We start from the raw sequence: 3,646 nt of genomic DNA, 5'->3' as shown, positions 1-3,646 counted from the left end.
TATTTAACTTTTGCTTACTCCACTCTCTGGCAGTTTGTTCCAGAATCTCTGAGAAACTGGGATAGACGGGGGATAAATTTGCTAAATCTTTGACTTTAATTTTTTGTGACATTGCCAAGGCAATCAAATTAATTAATTCTCCAGCTTCTGCCCCTAATATCGAAGCTCCCAAAATTTCCCCGTTGCGTAGCACAATTAATTTACACATCCCAGTGGTTTCGTCTCCAAGTTGGGCTGCTGCCACTGTTTTAAAATACTGCCGTAAAACTAAAACTTCATCTCGACGAAATAGGCGTTTTGCCTGCGCTTCTGTTAAACCCACTTGCGCCAGCATCGGCACAGAAAACATCGCCCAAGGAATAGAACAATAATTTACTCGTAACCTGGGGAAAAAGAGTGCATTGTTCAGGGCAATTTTTGCTTCATAATTAGCGATATTGGCAAATTCGTAACCACCAATTACATCACCACAAGCGTAAATCCGGTGGTTAGTGGTTTGCAGTTTATCATTCACTACTAAACTACGCCGGTGCCATTTCACACCTACTGCTGCCAAATTTAGGGATTCAAAATTTGGCTGTTGGCCAGTCGCCACTAAAATTTCATCAGTTTCAATGGCCTTATCTCCTGCTTGAATCCACTTTTTATCCCCAATTAGCCTCACCTGAGTTACTGGCTTTCCGGTGAGGACGCGCACACCTTCAACTTCCAATTGTGCCTGAAGTAATATGCCTATCTCAGGGTCAAGATGCGGGAGAATATATGGGTGCTTGACTACCAGCGTCACATTGCAACCAAACCGCGCTAAAGTTTGAGCGATTTCAATGCTTTGGGGAATTCCGCCGAGAATTACCCAATTTTCGGCTAATGTCCCTCCCTGTAAGGATTGCCAAATATTAGATAGGGTTAGATAGGCAGTGGCTGGCAATCCTTCAATCTCCGGCATTTCTGGACGCGAACCACTCGCCAGCAAAAAGGTACGGGCGCGTAGTAGGCGATTGTTAACGGCAAAAGCTAATTGGGGTGAAGATTCAAATTGACCATTGCCAACGATGACATCGACTCCCCGCGCAGCAAGGATGGCTAGAGAATGCTGTTCTTTGAGATTTGAGGCGACGCATTCAGCATACAGTATCGCTTCTTGCCATGCCATAGATATCTGGCATTCTTCCGAGGTATCAGTGTGTGTGGCATGAATACCACAACTAGCGGCATCATTCAACTTCTGCGCCAGTTTACCAATTTCGGTAAGAGCATGGTGATGAGCAAACCCGTAGTCTAGTTTGGGTTCCACCAGGGCAACTGTAGCATGTAGTTGGGTTGCAGCAAGAGCAGCGTAGTATCCAGCAAGACTGCCACCAATAATTACAACATCATAATCAATAGTCATTAGTCACTTGTCATTTGTCATTGGGCATTGGGCATGGGGCATGGGGCATGGAGAAGAATGAAAATTACCTCTTTCCCCTCTGCTCCCTCATTTCCCTCCCCATTACCCCTACTCCCCACTCAGCGCTGTTAGTAAGCGTTGGTTATCGGAGTGGGAACGTACAGCAACTCGGAAAAAGCGATCGCCTAATTCTTGAAAGCTCAGGCAATCGCGGATTAAAATCTGGTGATGCTTGAGTAATTGTTGCTGTAACTGCGAAGTAGACTTTTGGGACTCAACGAGTAAAAAGTTAGCAGCACTTGCTTGGGGTTGCAATCCGGGGATTTTAGCCAAACCCTGAAAGAGTTGGTTTCGTGCAGGTGGTAGCCATGCCCAGGTTTGCTGCTGAAACTCTGTATCCTGGAGTGCCGCAATTGCTGCCGCCGCCGCTAGCGTGTTTACAGGCCAAGGGTCACGCCATAGCTGCCATTTAGCTAGGCAGTCGGGGTGTGCGATCGCATATCCTAATCGCAGTCCTGGGAGACTGTAAAATTTGGTTAGCGATCGCAATATTACTAAATTCGCATATTCCTGCACCACCGGAATCAGGCTTTGTTCCTCATTAGGCGGCACAAAATCCATAAATGCTTCATCCACCACAACCAAAGCAAATTGCTCCAGGTAGGGCAAAATAGAGTCCCGCGAAAATAGCTTTCCAGTTGGGTTGTGGGGATTATTCAGCAATAGTCCTTTGTCCTTTGTCCTTTGTCCTTTGTCCTTTGTCAATACTTCTCTACCAGAGGCTGCGCCAACGGCAACGCTACTTCGGCTGCGCTCAGTACAAGTCAATACAAGTGACCAATGACCAGTGACTAATGACAAAGGACACTCCAGCACTTTCGCGTTGTACGCCCTTAGGGTTCGGTAGTAGTCGCCAAAGGCTGGAGTTATTAAAGTTGTCGCGGCTAATTGAGCTAATTCTCTGCCGATTAAAGTAAGTAATTCTGCGGAGCCGTTACCCGGCAGAATCCACTCAGGCGGCAGTTGATGGAAGTGACTGAGAGCTAGTCTCAGTTCACTATAATTTGGGTCTGGATAGTGCTTAAGATTACCAATTTGGGACTGGATAGCAGCGATCGCGCTATTTGGAGGCCCCAACGGGCTAATGCTAGCAGAAAAATCCAGAATAGCATCAGGGGGACAACCAGCCAGTGCTGCTGCCCAGGCTAAATTTCCCCCGTGTGCAGGTTGCCGCATTAAAGAAGGGTTCCCGAAGACAGAACCTATGCTTTTGGGGGTGCTACCTTTTCTCTAAACAGTTTTCCTGCGGAGAAAGCAGGAACCCTGGTCGCTGGGATTTCCATCTTTTCATTTGTTTTCGGGTTGCGCCCTTCGCGGGCTTTACGTTCCCGTGATTCAAATGAGCCAAATCCTACCAACGTTACCTTATCACTAGAGGAAACCGCTTCAATAATCGTTTCCAAAGCGGCAGTTAAGACTTGATCCGCTTGTTTCTTGGTAACACCAGCCTTTTCAGCTACGGCATCAACTAATTCACCTTTGTTCATATCAAACTCCTGAAGGTTTACTTGAGATTGTTTACGGATCTAAATTAATACATCCGTAGTGAAATATCGGTTCGCGGAAATACAAAAATCATCCTTTAGGAGTACTTTTACTCAAAACGGCTGTACATCCCATCGGCTCGACTTTTCAATGAATCATTCTAAGGTGTTGTAGCCTGATGTGGATAGATGAAACCATTAATTTATATAGATTTCAGGATTTTTTCTAATTTTAAGGTGTTGTTTCACTAAAAACCACCCCAAAAATAGGAAAAAATACCTAGTAAATACTGCGTAGGCGCAGCCCACCGCAGGCATCACGAGGGAAACAGGGGAGTGGAGAGGTGGAAGATCGTTAGTATTTGTTAGGATTAATTACCGATGTTGAAGAGTTATTGCTGAGATTAACCAATTGTTGTAAACTACCTACACCGATTTGGAGTACCAAATGCAGAGTAGGCTTTGTCCCAGATTTCACCACCAGTCGGAAACTTTTCTTCGCTGTCTTTCCAACAAGCAAGTAATCCCCGGAACTTCAGGGTTGTTTACGGAAACCCCCAAAGCTGCAATGTTTAGCGCAGCATTAATATCAGCGTCATGCTCAAAACCACAATGCCCACACCAGATTAACTGCGGCGGGGTAGCCCCTAAATTCTATTTATGGGGGCTAGCCGCAGGCGAATTCATTCGCAGTCAAGTTTCTTTCTGGTTT

General features: G+C 45.8%; 4 protein-coding genes. 1 reads left to right on the top strand and 3 read right to left on the bottom strand.

Annotation, left to right across the window (positions count from 1 at the left end):
- The 3 genes from ACYTXL_RS17555 to ACYTXL_RS17545 all read right to left on the bottom strand — a co-directional run.
- The coding region (locus ACYTXL_RS17555) for a dihydrolipoyl dehydrogenase family protein (RefSeq protein WP_461925857.1) at positions 1 to 1,390 on the bottom strand (1,390 nt) is incomplete at its 3' end.
- Positions 1,391 to 1,498: 108 nt separating this feature from the next.
- Positions 1,499 to 2,626, bottom strand: coding sequence for a threonine-phosphate decarboxylase CobD (cobD, locus tag ACYTXL_RS17550; protein WP_461925856.1), 1,128 nt, complete (start codon positions 2,624 to 2,626; stop codon positions 1,499 to 1,501).
- A gap of 26 nt (positions 2,627 to 2,652) precedes the next feature.
- A complete protein-coding gene (locus ACYTXL_RS17545) occupies positions 2,653 to 2,937 on the bottom strand; it encodes an HU family DNA-binding protein (protein WP_292790543.1) in 285 nt (94 codons plus the stop codon).
- A 445-nt stretch (positions 2,938 to 3,382) separates the two neighbouring features.
- Here ACYTXL_RS17545 and ACYTXL_RS17540 point away from each other — a divergent pair.
- Positions 3,383 to 3,646: hypothetical protein (locus tag ACYTXL_RS17540; protein WP_461925855.1), on the top strand; the 264-nt coding region annotated here is incomplete at its 3' end.

The organism is Nostoc sp., assembly GCF_054880495.1.
Note: the sequence above shows the minus strand (reverse complement) of the source record. Positions and strands in the feature narration are given on the sequence as shown.

Coding starts and splice junctions, on each gene's coding strand:
- cobD (WP_461925856.1), bottom strand. CDS start 2,626: ATGCGGCAACCTGCACACGGGGGAAATTTAGCCTGGGCAGCAGCACTG.
- ACYTXL_RS17545 (WP_292790543.1), bottom strand. CDS start 2,937: ATGAACAAAGGTGAATTAGTTGATGCCGTAGCTGAAAAGGCTGGTGTT.